Origin of the sequence: Ferrigenium straubiae, assembly GCF_051257895.1 — a bacterium.
Classification (GTDB): Bacteria; Pseudomonadota; Gammaproteobacteria; order Burkholderiales; family Gallionellaceae; genus Gallionella; species Gallionella straubiae.
This window is the reverse complement of sequence record NZ_CP194331.1, coordinates 2,483,689-2,500,392: the sequence shown is the minus strand read 5'-3', so window position 1 is coordinate 2,500,392 and position 16,704 is coordinate 2,483,689. Positions and strand designations below refer to the sequence as shown.

Below are 16,704 nucleotides of genomic sequence, written 5' to 3'. Positions count from 1 at the left end.
AAATCAGGCCATGAGAATTGCGGCGATGCCCAGCAGGACCAGGATCGCAACGGCTATCAGCATCAGATTGCTGCCGCCGGATTTGGCGGGCGATTCTACCGGGCTGGGGCGCGCAACAGGGCGGGAGGGTTTGGCTGACGGCGCCGCCTGGCTGATTGCCGCCGCGCTCGGGCGCTCGATTTTCAGGGTCTTTGCCAATTCGTCCACATCTTCGCTGCTGCCTGTCAGCGCGGCCAACCGCATGGTCGCGGCAGCGGAGTCGAAGGCCGACGACAAACCCGCCGCCAGCTTTACCTCTTCTTCATCCATGTTCTTGCGTGCACTGATATCGATCACATCAGGCAATTTCTTCTCGCCACCGGCGTGCGGCGAAACATCGATCTCTTTACCGGAACGAGGCAAGGTATCGCGGCAGGCGCGCAAATCGACGGCAAAATCCTTGGCGTTCTGGTAGCGATCCGCGAGCTTCTTGGCCAAGGCCTTGGCCACGATGAAATTGGCCATTTCCGGTACCGCGGGATTCAATGTATTAGGCGGTGCCGGCACCGCATTCAGGGTCTGGTACATGATGGCGTTGACATTCTCGCCATTGAACGGCGCTTGCCCGGTCAGCATCTCGTAGAGCATCACCCCCAGCGAGAAGATATCCGAACGCTGGTCAATCGCCTTGCCCATCACCTGCTCCGGCGACATGTACTTGGGCGAGCCCAGCACCATGCCGGTCTGGGTGCGCACCGCCGAGGAAGCCATGCGCGCAATGCCGAAGTCGGTAATTTTCACGTGCCCGTCGCGCACCACCATGATGTTCGAAGGCTTGACGTCGCGGTGCACGATGTCATGCTCGTGCGCATAGGCCAGTCCCTGCGCCACCTGTGCGACGATATCCAGCACCTGATCGACCGGCAACAGCCCGCTGTCGTTCATGATGTCGCGCAACTCGCGCCCTTGCAGGAATTCCATGGCGATGTAAGCCACGTCGCCGCTCTTGCCCACGTCGTAAATGGTCACGATGTTCGGGTGGTTGAGCCGCCCGGCCGCCTTGGCTTCCTGGTAGAAGCGGCCTTCGTATTCTTCCTTCTCGTCCAGCGCGAGCCCGAGGTTGATCGTCTTGATCGCAACCACGCGGTCGATCAGCGGATCCTTGGCCTTGTAGACGATGCCCATCGCGCCCTGACCGAGCTCGCCGAGCACCTCGTAGCGCCCTATCTGGCTGATCATGGCAACCATCCCAATGAATTTTTAATTGCGATATTCATCCGCATGAATCCTGTCTCAGGAAAGTCTCGCTAATCACAGAATTTCGGCCTGATATGCGCCGTCTTGCCCGGGTCCACATCGACACTCTGCGTGTGGAGAATGCCGCTTGCAGAACTCACAATCACCGTGTGTTTGCCCGGCGGAACCGCTACGGTCAAGCCCTTTCCAGTCACCTTGCCTTTATCCGCGCCATCCACGAACAACTGTGTTCCTTCCTTGCAGCTGACGGAGATGCGTGCCTCTGCGCCTTGTTCGGCACTATCCTTGAAGGTTTCAAGCCAGGTCTTTTTGTCGGCTGCCTTCTTGTCGGTTGGTTCGGCAGCCTTGGGCTTGGGCTGTGCCGCCGGTTGGCTGGTCTGGCCGGTCGCCTTCTTGACGTCTGCCTTGGCTTCGGCAGGCTTTTTTGCATCCGGTTTGACGGCAACGCGTGCGCCAGGCGTCTCCGCCGCCTTGCTTTCTGTGTGAGGCGCGACAGGAACGGCCGGCTGGCTGACATCTGCCGTATGCGGTTGTTCGGCGGGCAAGGCGGGCACTTCCCCATTGTGCGACGGTTTCAGCAGCAGCGCGCCGATCAGCAGCAGCGGGATGGCGGCAACAGCCGCATACAAGGCGCGCTGTTTGGGGGCTGCCTGCCTGAATTTTTCTGCAAATCCTCCCGCCATGTCGCCCAGCCTGCTTGCCGCAACATCCAGACCGAGCTTGACACGCCATGGCACACCGGCTTCCTGTTCGGCAGCGCCACTCTCCGCGGCCGGCTGCACCGGCTTGTCGCCCGGATAACCGATCGCGTATACCTCGTGCTCGCGCACATGCTTGTCGGTGCGCGAACCCTGGTAGTGGAACATCCCTGCATACTGCGGGGAAAGGCGCGATACTGCATCGTAGTAGGAACGTGACACGAGAATCTGGCCGGCTTCCGCAAAACCCATCACGCGCTGCGCGACGTTGATGCCGTCACCGACGATGTTGGGCTGGCCGTTGATGTCCCGCACCAGGCGGACCGGACCGAGGTTGATGCCCATCCGCACCAGCAGCGGAGGGTCGATATCGGGCGCCTCGTTGAGCATGCTTTCGCGCAGGCCGAGGGCGGCCTTCAAAGCGTCTTCGACATCACCGAGGAAATTGATCGCCGCACCGTCGCCCGTGTCGAGAATGATCCGGTCGGTCATCGGCACGTCGCCGATGGCGGCAGAAAGGTAGCTGTTAAACCTGTCTTTCAGCGAAATTTGCCCAGACACCGATTTCTTGGAATATTCCGCAATATCCAAGAACAGCACACTGCACATGATGGTCTTATTGCCGCGCTCTTCCATTCAGATTTCCAGTAGCTTGCCTGTTATTTTCCAAGGATTTCGGCCCGGATGATCGACCGGGTGCAATTTTACGGATTTTAATGATAGTCAGGGTTTTACACCAGTTTTACTTTTCCCGCCGCGCACCCGTCCGCTCCCGCGAACCGTCCCTGCCGCAACAGCCGGGCGGCGTCCGCTTTTCCCGGATTGCACCCGTTCTGTTCTGGGAGGAGTCGGCGCATCCGGCTGCGGCTCATCGCCGCCACCGATGATCCCTGCCCAATCCAGCACCTGCGCCACCTCGCTCTCGCCCAGCTCGGCCGTCATGCCGCGCTTCAACCGCGGTGGCAGATTGATGATGCCGAAGCGCACGCGCATCAAACGGCTGACCGGCAGGCCGAGCGCATCGAAGGTGCGACGCACCACGCGATTGCGGCCTTCCTTGAGCATCACGCGATACCAGTGATTGAAGCCTTCGCCGCCCTCATCCTCAAGTTTTTCGAATTTCACCGGCCCGTCTTCCAGCTCGATCCCCTGCCTGAGCGCCTGATCCATCTGCGCTTCCGTCATGGTTCCCTGCACGCGCACCGCGTATTCGCGCTCGACCTCGAAACGCGGGTGCATCAGGCGGTTCGCCAATTCTCCGGAAGTGGTAAAAATCAAAAGGCCGCTGGTATTGAAATCCAGCCGCCCGATGGCAGTCCACTTCTGGCCGCGCAGCTTGGGCAATTTGTCGAACACGCTGGTACGCTTCTCCGGGTCGTCGCGGCTGACAATCTCGCCTTCCGGCTTGTGGTACAGCAGCACGCGCACGGCGCGCTCCTTTGCGCCGACGCGGATGGTGCGGCGCTCCGCCTTCACCAGATCGCCTTCCACCACGCGCATCCCCAGGGTGGCCGGCTCGCCGTTTACGCTGACGCGTCCGGCAGCGATCCATTCCTCCATCAGGCGGCGCGAGCCGAAACCGGCCTGCGCCAGCACCTTCTGTAATTTTTCACCCTGTTCGCTCATATCGATATTTCGCGCCGCTCCAGTATGGCCTGTGCCAGCGTGCCGCTGTCCACCTGCTCCAGTTCGCCGCCGACCGGCAGGCCGCGTGCAATGCGCGATACCTTGACGCCCTGCGCCTGCAACAGGTTCGCCAGATAATGCGCCGTCGCATCGCCCTCCACGGTGAAGTTGGTCGCGAGGATCACTTCGCAGGGCTGCTCTTGCACGCGCCTGACCAGACGGTCGAAATGCAGCTCTTTCGCGCCGATGCCGTCCAGCGGCGACAGCCGGCCCATCAGCACGAAATACATGCCGCGGTAGCACTGCGTTTGCTCCATCATCAGCAGGTCGGCCGGCATTTCCACCACGCACAGCAGGCTTGCATCGCGCTTGGCCGATGCGCACAGCGCACATACCTCTTGTTCGGAAAAATTATTGCACTTGCTGCAGTGCCGGATGTTGCTGGCGGCCAGCTCCAGGGATTGCGCCAGGCGCAATGCACCGGGGCGATCACGCTGCAGCAGATGGTAGGCCATGCGCTGTGCGGATTTCGGCCCTACCCCCGGCAAACAACGCAGTGCGGCGATCAATTCCTCCAGACGGGACGGCGTCACCGGGAAAATTCCATCAGAATGGCAGCTTCATTCCGGGCGGCAGCCCCATGCCGGCGGTGAAACCGCCCATGCGCTGCTTTGAGATATCTTCCGCTTTTTTCATCGCATCGTTGAGCGCCAGCACAATCAGGTCTTCCAGCATTTCCTTGTCGTCGGACAGCACGCTGTCATCCAGCGACACGCGCCGCACTTCATGCGCGCAGGTCATCGTCACCTTGACCACGCCGGAGCCGGCCTGGCCTTCCACTTCGATGGTGGCCAATTCGGCCTGCGCCTTCTGCATGTTCTGCTGCATCTGCTGGGCCTGCTTCATCAGGTTGCCCAATCCGCCCTTCATCATTTTCCCACCCTCCTGAAATTATTCTATTGGCCTGACCGATTCCGTAATCAGGTTCGCATCCAGTTCTGCCTGCGCCTCGCGCACAAAATCATCGTGGGCGATCGAGTCGCTTGCCTGCTGCTGCCTGAATTGTTTGGCCTGCTGCTCCATCACGGCAGGGGTCGCGGTTTCAGTCTTGCCCAGTGTAATGTTCAGCTTGACCGGTTTGACGAAATAATCACTCAGCGCCGCCTGCAGTTTGTCGATGGCATTCTTGCTGGATTGCAGATGTTTGTGCTCTTGCGACAGGCACAGGGCAATCCGCCCGTCCGCAAAACTTTCCAGCACGCAGTGTTTCGCCAACTGTTGCGCCATGCCTTGCAAATTCAACTGCGTCAACAACACCCCCCAGTCCGGCATGCCCGTATCCCCCGGAGCCCGGCGGGCTGGGGCGGGTTCTGCCGCAGACTGCCCGGATCCTCCGGCCGAGGCAGCGGGACGCACAACAGCTGGCGCAGCCATGGCCGGCTGCGATGCGCCCTTGGCAGGCGCAAAAGCCAGCATGCGCAGCAGCGTCATTGTGAAACCGGCGTATTCGTCGGGTGCCAAGTCGATTTCATCGCGCCCGTGGATGGCGATCTGGTAGAACAGCTGCGTATCTTCCGGCGTGAACGCCTGCGCCAGTTCCAGCAGACGCGCCCGCTCCGGCTCGTCGTCGGCAATCGCCTGCGGCACGGTCTGCGCGAGCGCAATGCGGTGCAGCAATGTCGCCAGTTCCTGCAGAGCCGCATCGAACGCCACGCTGCGCGCAGCCATGCTGTCGGCAATTTCAAGCAGCCTCACGCCGTCCTGCTCGCGCAACGCCGCAAGCAAATCGAACAGATAACCCTGGTCTATCGCGCCCAGCATGGTGCGCACTACCGTCTCTTCCACCTTGCCGGCGGAGAAGGCGATCGCCTGGTCCATCAGGCTCAGCGCGTCGCGCATGCTGCCCTGTGCGGCGCGCGCGATGAGGCTGACCGCCGCAGGCTCGAAGGAAAGTTGCTCCTGCTCCAGCACATACTGCAGGCGCTCCGCGATCAGGGCTGGCGGCAATTGCTTCAGGTTGAATTGCAGGCAGCGCGACAACACCGTGACCGGAATCTTCTGCGGGTCGGTGGTGGCGAGGATGAATTTTACGTGCCCCGGCGGCTCTTCCAGCGTCTTCAGCATCGCATTGAAGGCCGACTTGGACAGCATGTGCACTTCGTCGATGATGTACACCTTGAAGCGCCCGCTGGTCGGTGCGTACAGCGCGCTTTCCAGCAGTTCGCGCATGTTGTCGACCTGGGTGTTGGACGCGGCATCCAGTTCGATCAAGTCGACGAAGCGCCCGCTGTCGATCTCCTTGCAGGCGCTGCATTCCCCGCATGGCGTCGCGGTGACGCCCGAGTCGCAATTCAGCGACTTGGCGAAGATGCGCGCGATGGTCGTCTTGCCCACCCCGCGCGTCCCGGTGAACAGATAGGCGTGATGCAGCCGGTTTTGTGCGAGCGCGTTGCTGAGAGCCCTGACGACATGCTCCTGCCCCGCCAGTTGCGCGAAGGTCTTAGGACGCCATTTGCGCGCGAGGACGGTTGTTGCCGACAAGTTACACCACGTCAGAAATAATAGGCGAAGCGGACCTGGCTGAAGTTGATGCCCTGATTCGGCTGCTTGATACCGCCGTTGGAAAGATGCTGGTAGCGAAAGCCCAGGTCAAACTGCCGACGATCGCCGAAGCGCGCCCCCACGCCGAGGTGGTCACCGAACTGGAAAGCGCTGCCGAACCTCCGGCTCGCATTGATGTAAGTCGGGGTGATCAGGTGGAAGCCGATGGCGCCCTCCGCATAGGGAGCAAACACACCCGGATTTTTCTGCTGCAGGCGAAACACCGGGGTAATGCCAATATCCTTGATATTCTGGTTACCGGCGGCCTGGCTGTGGCTGTGCCAGTAGCCCAGCGACGCCTCCCAGAAGCCGGTCACCAGCCAGTCTCCCTCGGCGAACCATTGCTTGTCCCAGTTCCAGAGGGCCCCGACCCGCGCTATGTTCGAAGACCTGCCATCGCCAACCTCAAGGTACATCCCATCCACGGCGAACACGTTGCCGCTGAAGAGCAGCGCACCAATCAGCAAACCGGTTTTTTTCATCACTCTCTCCAATGGTTCCACAATAGGAGGCGAGCCTTACCCCCGGCACTTGCAGTAATCGGCTGTGGCTGCTTCCTTCCGGACCTGACCAGATTCACCAACCTGCAATGCGGGGAGACCCGCCAATTCTTTTACGCCTCAAATCGATGCGACATGATAAAGGAAGCGGTTGCCAAAATCCACGCCGAATGAAAAAAAGCGGCCCTGAATTCAACAAAAAAGGACTTGGAGATCGTCCAAGTCCTTGTATCTGGTGGGCCGTGAAGGATTTGAACCTTCGACCAATGGATTAAGAGTCCACTGCTCTACCAGCTGAGCTAACGACCCGTTTCGATGCGAACATCAAAAGCGGCGCGCATTATCGTGAATGCCCGGCGGTTTGTCAAAATAAAGCTGGTTGCAAACCGGTTTAGCGCGTCGAGCCTTCCCTGAACAGCGCCGACTGCGCGTGCGCCTGCAAGCCCTCGCCGAATGCCAGGGTGGAGGCGATCGCGCCGAGCTTCTGCGCGCCCTGCGCGGAGACCTGGATCAGGCTGCTGCGTTTCTGGAAGTCATACACGCCCAGCGGCGAGGAGAAGCGCGCGGTGCCCGAGGTCGGCAGGACATGATTCGGCCCGGCGCAGTAGTCACCGAGCGATTCCGAGGTGTAGCGCCCCATGAAGATCGCGCCGGCATGTTTCAGCTTCGGCAAGAGCGCTTGCGGGTCTGCAACCGACAGCTCCAGGTGCTCGGGGGCAATGCGGTTGCTGATCACGCAGGCCTCGTCGAGATCGGCGACCTGAATCAAGGCGCCGCGATTCTCCAGCGCGGTTCGGATGATGTTGCGGCGTGGCATCTGTTCCAGCAGGCGGTCGGCGCTGGCTGCGACCGCTTCGATGAATTTTTCATCCGGCGACAGCAGGATGGCCTGCGCCAGTTCGTCGTGCTCGGCCTGCGAAAACAAATCCATCGCGATCCAGTCCGGGTTGGTCTGGCCGTCGCAGATCACCAGAATCTCGGAAGGCCCGGCGATCATGTCGATGCCGCACGCGCCGAACACGCGGCGCTTGGCCGAGGCGACGTAGGCGTTGCCGGGGCCGACGATCTTGTCCACTTTCGGGATGGTCGCTGTGCCGTAGGCCAGCGCCGCCACCGCCTGCGCGCCGCCGATGGTGAACACGCGATCCACGCCGGACAGATAAGCCGCCGCGAGCACCAATTGATTCTTCACGCCGTCCGGAGTCGGCACCACCATGATGAGTTCGCCCACCCCCGCGACCTTCGCGGGCAGCGCGTTCATCAGTACCGAAGACGGATAGGCCGCCTTGCCGCCCGGCACGTACAGGCCGACGCGATCCAGCGGCGTGACCTGCTGGCCGAGCAGCGTACCGTCGGTCTCGGTGTAGCTCCACGAAGCCTGCACCTGCTTCTGGTGATAGTCGGTGACGCGCTGCGCGGCCTGCTCCAGCGCGCTCTTCTGCTCGGCAGGCAGGCCGTCGAATGCCGCCTTGAGTTCGCTCTCTGGCAACTCCATCGCGGCGGCAGACTCCAGCGGCAGGCGGTCGAACTTGCGCGTGTATTCCAGCACGGCCGCATCGCCGCGCTTCTTCACGTCGGCGAGGATGGAAGCAACGGTCGCCTCCAGCTTCTCGTCGGCGGTTTCCTCGAAGGCCAGCAGCCTTGTCAGTTCCTCATCGAACCCAGCCGCACGGCTGGAAAATTTCCTGATATTCATGGCGGTTCCTTACTTCACGATCGCTTTGGCGAACGCATCCAGCAGCGGCTGGATCGCGCCATGCTTCAGCTTCAGTGCGGCCTGGTTCACCACCAGGCGCGACGAGATGTCGGCGATATGCTCGACCGCCTTGAGGTTGTTGGCCTTCAGCGTACCGCCGCTGCTCACCAGGTCGACGATCGCATCCGACAGCCCGACCAGTGGCGCGAGCTCCATCGAGCCGTACAGCTTGATGAGATCGACATGCACACCCTTCGCCGCGAAGTGGTCGCGCGCGGTCTGCACGTACTTGGTCGCCACGCGTAGCCGCGCGCCCTGGCGCACCGCGGAGTCGTAATCGAAATCGTTGCGCACCGCGACCATCATGCGGCAACGCGCGATGTTCAGGTCGAGCGGCTGGTAAAGCCCGACGCCGCCATGCTCGTTGAGCACGTCCTTGCCCGCCACGCCCATATCCGCCGCACCGTACTGCACATAGGTCGGCACGTCGGAAGCGCGCACGATGATGAGCCGCACATCGGCACGATTGGTCGGCAGAATCAGCTTGCGCGAAGTCTCCGGGTCTTCCAATGGCGTGATGCCTGCCGCCTGTAATAGCGGCAGAGTTTCCTCGAAGATGCGGCCCTTGGAGAGGGCGATGGTGATGGTCATGCGGGTTCGGCGGTTTATGCAAAGGCGTGCATTTTACCGTTAAATGCAGGGTAAGATGAAATGCCGTTTTTCCCATTTATCACACGTTAGGCGACGATGACCTCACCCTTCGCAATATCCTTCAATGTCCACATTGGTAACCGAACTGAGGTTGTCACAAGCGACGACCTCAAAGGGTATGCAGATGCGCTTCGTCTCGACCTCCATGCGGAAGACCGATATAGCTGGCTGCTCGTCCTCAATCTGCTTTCGTACGAGAAACTTCACGGGATCAATCCCTTTCAGATCGTTGATGAAATTCGCACTCTGGAGGATTCTTCAAGGATAACGAGAACCAAGCCCGCATCGCAGTTCGCTCATGCTCCCTTAAAAGGCCTGTGGCATAAGCACTTCTTTTGTTCTAAGTTCATGGCGCACAACATGATGAACCATCTATCCGGCGGCAAGCTGGAAAAATTGGTGAAAGAAGTTCTCGACCCAAACAAATCTCCTGTCGTAACCGAAAGCATGATTCGTGAGCTATCTCATCGCGTCACGGTGGAGGCCTTTGAGCAGAGAGCGGAAGATGGAAATTTAACGGGCGAATGGATTATCTTCGCCAAACATGAGGGGAAAAACTACTACCTTTGCCTTGCTACACATGGCACAGAGGACAACTCCATCTTCAACAACATTCGCGTTGCATGCTGGCCACAGTTCCCATTTCTTGCTACCGAAACGTAGCCACCTTGGGGCGCATTAGCCGCAAGGCGTAATGCGCCCTATGTATCAAACAATCATCCGGCGGGTTACGCTTTGCTAACCCGCCCTACGAAATCTGCTTTTCGTTTCCCCTGTGCGCCGCCTCGATCAGGCGTAAACGAGCGGTGTTGTTGGGCGAGCACTGTTTGAGCACGTGGCCGCGCAGCGGATCGTGCGAGTTGCGCAGCCCCGCTCGTTTGTGGCTGAGCGAGGTAACCCCCGAAGGGGGCGGCAAACCGGGGTCGCCTTTTCTTCGGTTACCTTCTTTTGGCGACGCAAAAGAAGGTGACTTGCTGCCGGGCAACCCCCAGCGGTTTTGAGTTTGATTTTGACACTGGATTCCGGCCTCCGCCGGAATGACGGTTGCCCTTCGACAAGCTCAGGGCGAACGGATGAAAACTACTTCACCCTTCTGATATTCGCCCCCAGCCCCGACAGCTTCGCCTCAATATGCTCATACCCGCGATCCAGGTGATAGATGCGATCCACGATGGTCTCGCCCTGCGCCGCCAGCCCGGCGATCACGAGGCACGCCGAGGCGCGCAGGTCGGTCGCCATCACCGCCGCACCTTCCAGATGGTCCACGCCGCGCACCACGCAGGTGTTGCCTTCGACGTCGATCAGCGCGCCGAGGCGGCGCAGTTCCTGCACGTGCATGAAGCGGTTCTCGAAGATGGTTTCGACCACCATCGCGCTGCCCTCCGCGATGCAATTCAGCGCCATGAATTGCGCCTGCATGTCGGTGGGGAAGGCCGGATAGGGCGCGGTGCGCAGGTTCACCGCCCTGGGGCGCCCGTTCATTTCGAGATGGATGCGGTCGCCGCTTGCCGTGATCTTCGCACCCGCTTCGGTGAGTTTTTCCAACACGGTGTCGAGAATATCGGCGCGCGTATGGGTCAATGTGACGCTACCGCCCGCTGTAGCCGCCGCGACGAGGAAGGTGCCGCTCTCGATGCGGTCCGGCATGATGTTGTACGCTGCACCGTGCAGTTTTTCGACGCCGGTGACGGTAATGGTGTCGGTGCCGTCGCCGGTGATCTTTGCGCCCATCGCGCGCAGGCAATTCGCGAGGTCGAGCACTTCCGGCTCGCGCGCCGCATTCTCCAGTACCGTCACGCCGTCCGCGAGCGCCGCGGCCATCATCAGGTTTTCGGTACCGGTCACGCTGACGATATCGAAGAAGATGCGCGCGCCCTTCAGGCGTTTGGCTTGGGCGTGGATATAGCCGTGCTCGATGTGGATTTCCGCGCCCATCGCCTGTAGGCCCTTGATATGCAGATCGACCGGGCGCGAGCCTATGGCGCAGCCGCCCGGCAGGGAAACGCGCGCCTCGCCGAAGCGCGCCACTAGCGGCCCCAGCACCAGAATCGCGGCACGCATGGTCTTCACCATGTCATAGGGCGCTTCGAGCCTGTCAATGTGCGCCGCCGACAAGATCACCTGCCCGCCGTTTACCTCTATCGCCATACCCATTTGCTGCAGCAGCTTGCGCATCGTGGCAACATCGTTCAGGTCGGGCACATTGGCAAGTTGCAGCGGTTCACCGGTCAGCAGACCGGCGCACAGAATCGGCAGCGCCGCATTCTTGGCGCCGGAGATGCGCACTTCGCCGTTGAGGCGATTGCCGCCCAGGATTGCCAGTTTTTGCATAGATTTTTTGGGTAGGGTGGGCACGCTGTTGTGCCCACACGGTTATGAATCAAGGTGGGCACAACAGCGTGCCCACCCTACCAAGCTAAATGTTTAACCCCTGTTTTCCCATTCTTGCGGCGTATAGGTTTTTATCGACAGCGCGTGGATTTCCTCGCGCATCCGCTCGCCCAGGGTCTGATAGACCAGTTGGTGGCGCTGCACGCGGCTCTTGCCGGCGAACGCATCGCTGACCACTATCGCTTCGAAGTGGCGGCCGTCGCCGTCCACGCTCAGGTACTCGGTCGCCATGCCCTGCGCTATACCGATTTCAATGCTTTCCGGAGTGACCATTATTCTGAATTTCCTGTTTGAACCACTAAGCACACGAAGTGCGCGAAGAAAAACATATTGCTGCTAAATGAGCCCCATTCCAAAACCTTCGTGGCCTCTGTGTACTTCGTGGTGAGGCGTATTTTCCGGGGTTGTTTCAGGCGGATTGCTGCGGCAGCAGGTCGGCCACGCCATACAGACGCGCCAGGCTGAGCAGGTCTTCCGGCAGGCCGGTCACGCGCAGGGTGCGCTGGCTGCGCTGCGCAGCGCGCAACCAGCCCAGCAGCATGCTAACCGCCGCGGAATCGACCGCCTCGACCTGGGAGAAGTCCACCAGCATATCCTCGCTGGCCAGATGCTGCAGGCCCGCTTCAAACAACGCGGGTACGGTCGCGATGGTCAGGCGGCCGCGCACCACCAGCCGGCCATCCTCGCGTGCGATCACTTTTTCTCCGCCTTCTGCAAGGGGACATTGGCGGCATTGGCATTCTTGTCGGACAGCATCTTGATCAGCCCGTCGATGCCGTTTTGCTGTATCTGCGTGTCAAAAGTGCCGCGATAGCTATTCACCATGCTGACCCCCTCTATGGCCACGTCGAACGCCTTCCAGCCGTCGGCCGTCTTCCTCATTTCGTAATCGACCGGAACCGGCGGCGCGCCCGGCTTGTTGATGGTGGTCTTGACGGTCGCTTCGGTCGTGTCGGAAGCCATCTTGAACGGCTTCACCTCCACCGTCTGATCGCGGTAGACCGTGAACGCCTTGGTATAGGTGCGCACCAGCATGTTGCGGAACTCCGTCACCAAGGCCTGCTTCTGCTCATTGGTCGCGGTGCGCCAATGCTTGCCCACCGCCAACTGCGTCATGCGCACAAAGTCGAAATGCGGCAGCACCTTGGCATCCACCAGATCCAGGATTTTCTTCTGGTTGCCTGCCTGGATATCCTTATCCTGTTTGACGATCTCGAGGACGTCCTGCGCGGTGGTCTTGATCAACGTATCAGGCGCGACCACTTCGGCCTGCGCAACACCCATCATGCAAAACAAAACTGCAACAACTTTCAGCAACATCTTCATTCCCAAAACTCCTTAGATTATTTGGCCGGCTCTTCGGCCTTGCTGTACAGGAACTTGCCAATCAGGTCTTCCAGTACGAGGGCGGACTGCGTCTTCTTCAGTTGATCGCCGTTTTTCAGCATCTGATCGTCGCCGCCGGGCATCAGGCCGACGTACTGTTCGCCCAGCAGGCCGGAAGTCAGGATATTGGCAAACGTGTCCTTCGGGAACTGGTAGCGCTTGTCCAGGCTCATCACCACCTTGGCCTCGTAGCGCCCCGTATCCAGGGTGATGTCCGTCACGCGCCCCACCAGCACGCCCGCGCTCTTGATCGACGCCTTGGGTTTCAGGCCGCCAATGTTCGAAAAATAGGCATGCACCTGATAGGACTCCGACACGTTGTAGGTGCCCAGGTTCCCCACCTTCATTGCCAGCATCACCAATGCGGCAATGCCTGCCACCACGAATATCCCCACCCACAAATCAACCGTCGTGCGTTCCATAACTCAATTTCCCCTAAACATGATTGCGGTCAAAATAAAATCCAGCATCAATATCGCCAGCGACGAAGTAACCACCGTACGCGTCGTCGCGCCGGAGACTCCTTCCGCCGTCGGCGGCGCATCGTAGCCCTCGAACAGCGCGATCACCGTCACCACGATGCCGAACACGAAACTCTTGAGCACACCGTTCAGGATGTCCTCGCGAAAATCCACGGCGGACTGCATCTGCGACCAGAACGAACCCTCGTCCACGCCGATCTGCACCACGCCGACGAAGTAGCCGCCGAACACCCCCACCGCGCTGAACATGGCGGCCAGCAGCGGCATGGAAATCACGCCCGCCCAGAAGCGCGGTGCGACAATGCGCGCGATCGGGTTGACCGCCATCATTTCCATCGCGGAGATCTGCTCGGTCGCCTTCATCAGCCCAATTTCAGCCGTCATCGCCGAACCGGCGCGACTGGCGAACAGCAGCGCGGCCACCACCGGCCCCAGTTCGCGCACCAGGGAGAGCGCCACCATGCTGCCCAGCGCCGATTCCGAACCGTAGCGCTTGAGCGTCTCGTAGCCCTGCAGGCCGAGCACCATGCCGACGAACAGCCCCGCCACGATAATGATGATGAGCGACATCACGCCGGTGGAAAACAGCTCCTTGATGACCAGGTGGAAGCGCCGGAAGCCGCTGCCCGAGTGCGTCAGCGTGAGCAGAAAAAAGCGCGTCGCCACGCCGATGCGCCACACCGCATTGACCGTGCGATGGCCTATTCCCTTGAATACTTTAACTGCCGGCATTGTGTCAGCCTCCCAGATTCATGTCTTGACGGTAATCGCTACCCGGATAATGGAAGGGCACCGGCCCGTCCATCTCGCCGTGCACGAACTGGTGCACGAATTCCTGGCCCGATGCGCGGATTTCGTCGGGCGTGCCCTCCGCCTCGATCACGCCGTTGGCCATGAAATAAACGTAATCCACGATCTTCAGCGACTCCTGAATGTCGTGCGTGACGATGATCGAGGTCGCACCCAACGCATCGTTCAGGCTGCGAATCAGGTCGCCGACCACCGTCAGCGAAATCGGATCCAGCCCAGCAAACGGCTCATCATACATGATGAGCATCGGGTCCAGCGCCACGGTGCGCGCCAGCGCCACGCGCCGCGCCATGCCGCCTGACAGCTCCGAAGGCATCAAATTATGCGTGCCGCGCAATCCCACCGCATGCAGCTTCATCAACACCAGGTCATGGATGAGCTCTTCCGGCAGGTTGGTATGCTCGCGCATCTGGAATGCCACGTTGTCGTATACCGACATGTCGGTGAACAGCGCGCCGAACTGGAACAACATGCCCATCTTGCGCCGCATGGCGTACAAACCGTCCTGATCCAGTTCGTGCAGCACCTGGCCGGCCACCTTGACATAACCGCTGGTCGGCTTGAGCGCACCGCCGATATGGCGCAGCAGCGTGGTCTTGCCACAGCCGCTCAAGCCCATGATGGCAATCAGCTTTCCCTTGGGGAAAACCATATTGATGCCTTTCAGGACGGGGCGCTTATCGTAGGCGAAATTGAGATCGCGAATTTCTGCCAATGCAGGAGAAGACAAAATCGGTATCCGGAAAATCGAGAGCGCGCATTCTAAACCAGAGCACAGCCCATCCTCAACAAATCGTCATATCCATGAATATCTATGCCTTTTTCCTATTGAGCTTGTAAGCGCTTACCGCTATGCTCAGCATTTGATGCCTACCGGCTACCCGGCATCAACCGCACCGCGCTGCACAGCCACATGGATGCGCACGAAAAACCTCAACCAATAGGACTCAGGCATGTACCTGGAGCATTTCGGACTCGACGAACCGCCGTTCAGAATCACGCCCGTGACGGTATTCTTTTTTTCCGGCGCCAACCGTGGCGAAATCCTCGAGGCGCTGATCTATTCGCTGAGCGAGGCCGAAGGCATCATCAAGGTCAGCGGCGAGGTCGGCAGCGGCAAGACCATGCTGTGCCGCATGCTGCTCGAACGGCTGCCCAAGCATGTCGAAACCATCTACCTCGCCAACCCGAGCCTGTCGCGCGAGGAAATGCTTTATGCGATCGCCGATGCGCTCGGCCTGAGCATCGACGGCAAGCGCGTCGGCATCGTCATGCACAGCATCCAGAGCAAGCTCGAGGAGAAGGCCCGCGAAGGCAAACGCATCGTCGTGCTGGTGGACGAGGCACACGCCATGCCGCTGGATACACTGGAAGAATTGCGCCTGCTCTACAACCTGCAGATCGGCAATGCCAAGCTGCTGCAGATCATCCTGTTCGGCCAGCCGGAACTGAACGCCAAGCTGGACCAGCCGAACATGCGCCAGCTCAAGGATCGCATCGTCCACCATTTCCACATCCAGCCGCTGTCGCGCAACACCCTGGAAAGCTACCTGATGTTCAGGATGCGCGCGGCCGGCTACCGCGGCCCGGACATTTTTTCGCCGAACGCCATCAAGCTTATCGCAGAGGCGTCCAACGGGCTGATGCGCCGCATCAACATCCTCGCGGACAAATCGCTGCTGGCCGCCTTCGTGGAAGACACCCACAACATCGAAGCCCGCCACGTGCAGGCGGCCATGCGCGACAGCGAACTCAAACCGGCCCGTTCCCTGCCCGGCAGAAAACTGCTGATCGGGAGCGCGGCGGGCATATTGCTGCTGGCGGGTCTGGCAAGCTGGTGGCTGCTTAACAAACCATCGGCGCCAATTCAACAGGCCGCTTTGGCAACCAAAGGCCAGGTTCAGGACAAATCGGCCGAGCCAGTCCTGCCGCCGCCGGTGACGGCGACGGCACAGCCTGACCCTGCTCCCGCTAAAAAAACAAGTCCGGCAACCGTCACTGCCAGCCTGGCTCCCCCACCTCTTCCGGCGGCAACCAGTTTGCCACCATCGGCTGCGCCCGTAGCGGCCGGCAGTTCCAGCCTGTACGAACAGCGCCTGGCGGCGGGCAGGCAATTGCTCGAGCAGAAAAAGGCCGCTGCCAGCATCCAGTTGTTTTACAGCGAAGAAGTCAAGCTGGAGCGCATCGAGAATTTCCTGAGGCGCGCAAAGGGGCTGGGCAAGCTCCCGGAAATCTACCTGCTGCCAGCCAGGTTCGGCGACAGGGACGGGCTGCGCGTACTCTACGGCGCATACCCCTCGGCCAATGCGGCGCAAAATGCGATCAAGGAATTGCCGCAACGCTACCAGGAGGCTTTCACCGTATCCGTTTACACTTTCTAGCGGGGCTATAAACTGCAGGCATATTGAGCCAACCCCGCAAAACTGCTAGGCTTTGCGCCAATAAGGTAGGGGAGAAAAAGAATGCGCTTACGCAACATGTTTTATCTCTGCACCGTCAGCGTAATCATGGCCGGTTGCGGCACCAAGCCGATCCAGCCGTCGGACAAGCATATCCAGCCCCCCCCC

At 60.3% G+C, this 16,704-nt stretch carries 18 protein-coding genes, 1 tRNA gene and 1 other RNA gene; 2 read left to right on the top strand and 18 right to left on the bottom strand.

From position 1 onward, the window contains the following. Nucleotides 1–3: 3 nt before the first annotated feature. The 11 genes from ACRRNM_RS12140 to hisG all read right to left on the bottom strand — a co-directional run bounded on the left by ACRRNM_RS12140 (nucleotide 4) and on the right by hisG (nucleotide 9,008). The gene (locus tag ACRRNM_RS12140; protein WP_435628454.1) at nucleotides 4–1,218 is read right to left on the bottom strand and encodes a serine/threonine-protein kinase; all 1,215 of its coding nucleotides are present in this window, start codon (nucleotides 1,216–1,218) and stop codon (nucleotides 4–6) included. Between the two features lie 68 nt (nucleotides 1,219–1,286). After that, a complete protein-coding gene (locus tag ACRRNM_RS12135; RefSeq protein ID WP_435628453.1) occupies nucleotides 1,287–2,570 on the bottom strand; it encodes a hypothetical protein in 1,284 nt (427 codons plus the stop codon). Between the two features lie 87 nt (nucleotides 2,571–2,657). Continuing rightward, complete coding sequence (locus tag ACRRNM_RS12130) at nucleotides 2,658–3,560, bottom strand: pseudouridine synthase (RefSeq protein ID WP_435628452.1); 903 nt, start codon at nucleotides 3,558–3,560, stop codon at nucleotides 2,658–2,660. Further along, nucleotides 3,557–4,153 (bottom strand): recombination mediator RecR, encoded by a 597-nt coding sequence (recR, locus tag ACRRNM_RS12125; RefSeq protein WP_435628451.1) that lies wholly within the window; start codon nucleotides 4,151–4,153, stop codon nucleotides 3,557–3,559. The genes ACRRNM_RS12130 and recR overlap by 4 nt, the downstream gene beginning before the upstream one ends. A 13-nt stretch (nucleotides 4,154–4,166) precedes the next feature. Further along, entirely contained in the window at nucleotides 4,167–4,493 is a 327-nt protein-coding gene (locus tag ACRRNM_RS12120; RefSeq protein WP_435628450.1) for a YbaB/EbfC family nucleoid-associated protein, read from the bottom strand. A gap of 18 nt (nucleotides 4,494–4,511) precedes the next feature. Beyond that, nucleotides 4,512–6,101, bottom strand: a complete 1,590-nt coding sequence (dnaX, locus tag ACRRNM_RS12115; RefSeq protein WP_435628449.1) for a DNA polymerase III subunit gamma/tau — start codon at nucleotides 6,099–6,101, stop codon at nucleotides 4,512–4,514. Between the two features lie 11 nt (nucleotides 6,102–6,112). Next, nucleotides 6,113–6,643: an acyloxyacyl hydrolase gene (locus ACRRNM_RS12110; protein ID WP_435628448.1), complete on the bottom strand. Its 531-nt coding sequence runs from the start codon at nucleotides 6,641–6,643 to the stop codon at nucleotides 6,113–6,115. A gap of 25 nt (nucleotides 6,644–6,668) precedes the next feature. Continuing rightward, nucleotides 6,669–6,767: signal recognition particle sRNA small type (gene ffs / locus ACRRNM_RS12105), an RNA gene on the bottom strand. A 127-nt stretch (nucleotides 6,768–6,894) separates the two neighbouring features. Further along, nucleotides 6,895–6,970: transfer RNA gene (locus ACRRNM_RS12100), tRNA-Lys, on the bottom strand. Between the two features lie 82 nt (nucleotides 6,971–7,052). Then, nucleotides 7,053–8,357, bottom strand: coding sequence for a histidinol dehydrogenase (gene hisD, locus ACRRNM_RS12095; RefSeq protein ID WP_435628447.1), 1,305 nt, complete (start codon nucleotides 8,355–8,357; stop codon nucleotides 7,053–7,055). 9 nt (nucleotides 8,358–8,366) lie between these two features. Further along, nucleotides 8,367–9,008, bottom strand: a complete 642-nt coding sequence (hisG, locus tag ACRRNM_RS12090; protein WP_435628446.1) for an ATP phosphoribosyltransferase — start codon at nucleotides 9,006–9,008, stop codon at nucleotides 8,367–8,369. A 96-nt stretch (nucleotides 9,009–9,104) separates the two neighbouring features. Between hisG and ACRRNM_RS12085 the strand changes: the two genes are divergently transcribed. Then, the gene (locus tag ACRRNM_RS12085) at nucleotides 9,105–9,731 is read left to right on the top strand and encodes a hypothetical protein (protein WP_435628445.1); all 627 of its coding nucleotides are present in this window, start codon (nucleotides 9,105–9,107) and stop codon (nucleotides 9,729–9,731) included. 417 nt (nucleotides 9,732–10,148) lie between these two features. Here the strand turns inward: ACRRNM_RS12085 and murA are convergent, their stop codons facing one another. The 7 genes from murA to ACRRNM_RS12050 form a co-directional block, all read right to left on the bottom strand. After that, nucleotides 10,149–11,399 carry a UDP-N-acetylglucosamine 1-carboxyvinyltransferase gene (gene murA / locus ACRRNM_RS12080; RefSeq protein ID WP_435628444.1) on the bottom strand — a complete coding sequence of 417 codons (1,251 nt, stop codon included), beginning with the start codon at nucleotides 11,397–11,399 and terminating at the stop codon, nucleotides 10,149–10,151. A 93-nt stretch (nucleotides 11,400–11,492) separates the two neighbouring features. After that, complete coding sequence (locus ACRRNM_RS12075) at nucleotides 11,493–11,732, bottom strand: BolA family protein (RefSeq protein ID WP_435628443.1); 240 nt, start codon at nucleotides 11,730–11,732, stop codon at nucleotides 11,493–11,495. Nucleotides 11,733–11,868: 136 nt separating this feature from the next. Beyond that, complete coding sequence (locus ACRRNM_RS12070; protein ID WP_435628442.1) at nucleotides 11,869–12,156, bottom strand: STAS domain-containing protein; 288 nt, start codon at nucleotides 12,154–12,156, stop codon at nucleotides 11,869–11,871. Continuing rightward, a complete protein-coding gene (locus tag ACRRNM_RS12065; RefSeq protein WP_435628441.1) occupies nucleotides 12,153–12,785 on the bottom strand; it encodes an MlaC/ttg2D family ABC transporter substrate-binding protein in 633 nt (210 codons plus the stop codon). Before ACRRNM_RS12065 ends, ACRRNM_RS12070 begins: the two co-directional genes overlap by 4 nt. A gap of 17 nt (nucleotides 12,786–12,802) precedes the next feature. Further along, nucleotides 12,803–13,267, bottom strand: coding sequence for an outer membrane lipid asymmetry maintenance protein MlaD (gene mlaD / locus ACRRNM_RS12060; RefSeq protein WP_435628440.1), 465 nt, complete (start codon nucleotides 13,265–13,267; stop codon nucleotides 12,803–12,805). Between the two features lie 3 nt (nucleotides 13,268–13,270). Then, a complete protein-coding gene (gene mlaE, locus ACRRNM_RS12055) occupies nucleotides 13,271–14,059 on the bottom strand; it encodes a lipid asymmetry maintenance ABC transporter permease subunit MlaE (RefSeq protein ID WP_435628439.1) in 789 nt (262 codons plus the stop codon). A gap of 4 nt (nucleotides 14,060–14,063) precedes the next feature. Continuing rightward, nucleotides 14,064–14,867, bottom strand: a complete 804-nt coding sequence (locus tag ACRRNM_RS12050) for an ABC transporter ATP-binding protein (protein WP_435628438.1) — start codon at nucleotides 14,865–14,867, stop codon at nucleotides 14,064–14,066. Between the two features lie 223 nt (nucleotides 14,868–15,090). Between ACRRNM_RS12050 and ACRRNM_RS12045 the strand changes: the two genes are divergently transcribed. Next, entirely contained in the window at nucleotides 15,091–16,518 is a 1,428-nt protein-coding gene (locus tag ACRRNM_RS12045) for an AAA family ATPase (protein ID WP_435628437.1), read from the top strand. Nucleotides 16,519–16,704: the final 186 nt, after the last annotated feature.

Coding starts and splice junctions, on each gene's coding strand:
- ACRRNM_RS12140 (WP_435628454.1), bottom strand. CDS start 1,218: ATGATCAGCCAGATAGGGCGCTACGAGGTGCTCGGCGAGCTCGGTCAG.
- ACRRNM_RS12135 (WP_435628453.1), bottom strand. CDS start 2,570: ATGGAAGAGCGCGGCAATAAGACCATCATGTGCAGTGTGCTGTTCTTG.
- ACRRNM_RS12130 (WP_435628452.1), bottom strand. CDS start 3,560: ATGAGCGAACAGGGTGAAAAATTACAGAAGGTGCTGGCGCAGGCCGGT.
- ACRRNM_RS12120 (WP_435628450.1), bottom strand. CDS start 4,493: ATGATGAAGGGCGGATTGGGCAACCTGATGAAGCAGGCCCAGCAGATG.
- ACRRNM_RS12110 (WP_435628448.1), bottom strand. CDS start 6,643: ATGAAAAAAACCGGTTTGCTGATTGGTGCGCTGCTCTTCAGCGGCAAC.
- hisD (WP_435628447.1), bottom strand. CDS start 8,357: ATGAATATCAGGAAATTTTCCAGCCGTGCGGCTGGGTTCGATGAGGAA.
- hisG (WP_435628446.1), bottom strand. CDS start 9,008: ATGACCATCACCATCGCCCTCTCCAAGGGCCGCATCTTCGAGGAAACT.
- ACRRNM_RS12085 (WP_435628445.1), top strand. CDS start 9,105: ATGACCTCACCCTTCGCAATATCCTTCAATGTCCACATTGGTAACCGA.
- murA (WP_435628444.1), bottom strand. CDS start 11,399: ATGCAAAAACTGGCAATCCTGGGCGGCAATCGCCTCAACGGCGAAGTG.
- ACRRNM_RS12075 (WP_435628443.1), bottom strand. CDS start 11,732: ATGGTCACTCCGGAAAGCATTGAAATCGGTATAGCGCAGGGCATGGCG.
- ACRRNM_RS12065 (WP_435628441.1), bottom strand. CDS start 12,785: ATGAAGATGTTGCTGAAAGTTGTTGCAGTTTTGTTTTGCATGATGGGT.
- mlaD (WP_435628440.1), bottom strand. CDS start 13,267: ATGGAACGCACGACGGTTGATTTGTGGGTGGGGATATTCGTGGTGGCA.
- mlaE (WP_435628439.1), bottom strand. CDS start 14,059: ATGCCGGCAGTTAAAGTATTCAAGGGAATAGGCCATCGCACGGTCAAT.
- ACRRNM_RS12045 (WP_435628437.1), top strand. CDS start 15,091: ATGTACCTGGAGCATTTCGGACTCGACGAACCGCCGTTCAGAATCACG.